A 726-nucleotide genomic window follows, 5' to 3' on the forward strand; every position below is an offset into this window, starting at 1 on the left:
ATTCTGATGCTGACAGCAAAAGGTGACGCGGTTGACCGTATTGTTGGTTTGGAAGTTGGTGCGGACGATTACCTACCTAAACCGTTCAACCCGCGTGAACTACTCGCTCGTATTAAAGCGGTTTTACGTCGCCAAACGGTTGAGCTACCGGGCGCGCCAAGTACGGAAGAAAAAGTGGTCGAGTTTGGCGAGTTTCGTTTGAATCTCGGCACGCGTGAAATGTTCCGTGGTGATGAGGCGATGCCATTAACATCGGGTGAATTTGCGGTGTTGAAATCACTGGTAACCAACGCGCGTGAGCCAATGTCGCGTGATAAGCTGATGAACATGGCGCGTGGTCGTGAATACTCGGCAATGGAGCGTTCTATCGACGTACAAATTTCTCGTCTACGCCGCATGTTGGAAGACGATCCGAGCAAACCTCGCTACATCCAGACCGTATGGGGTTTAGGTTACGTATTTGTCCCAGACGGCAAAGAGTCGTAATTCTTACTCGCTTAACCGGCAATCGGTTTTTAAAACTTCGGCCATCAAATTTCCTTCTTATTTGGTGGTCGAGGTTTTCGCAATTAGGATCATCAGGAAATTTCCATGCGAATCCGAAGTTCACTGACACAATCTATTCTACTGTTCATCTCCTTGCTTCTCGCTAGCCAAGTCTTTTCTTATTACGCCGTTTTTAACTACGCGTTGATGCCAAGCCTGCAACAGTTCAACAAAATTCTC

At 47.7% G+C, this 726-nt stretch carries 1 protein-coding gene and 2 pseudogenes; all 3 read left to right on the forward strand.

What is annotated here, in order from left to right:
• Window positions 1-136 (forward strand): annotated as a pseudogene (locus tag R7R78_RS30050) (response regulator); the annotation flags it as partial.
• Between the two features lie 104 nt (window positions 137-240).
• Complete coding sequence (locus R7R78_RS30055) at window positions 241-486, forward strand: winged helix-turn-helix domain-containing protein (protein WP_318129016.1); 246 nt, start codon at window positions 241-243, stop codon at window positions 484-486.
• A 105-nt stretch (window positions 487-591) separates the two neighbouring features.
• Window positions 592-726 (forward strand): annotated as a pseudogene (envZ, locus tag R7R78_RS26140) (two-component system sensor histidine kinase EnvZ); the annotation flags it as partial.

The organism is Vibrio sp. 2134-1 (genome assembly GCF_033339495.1).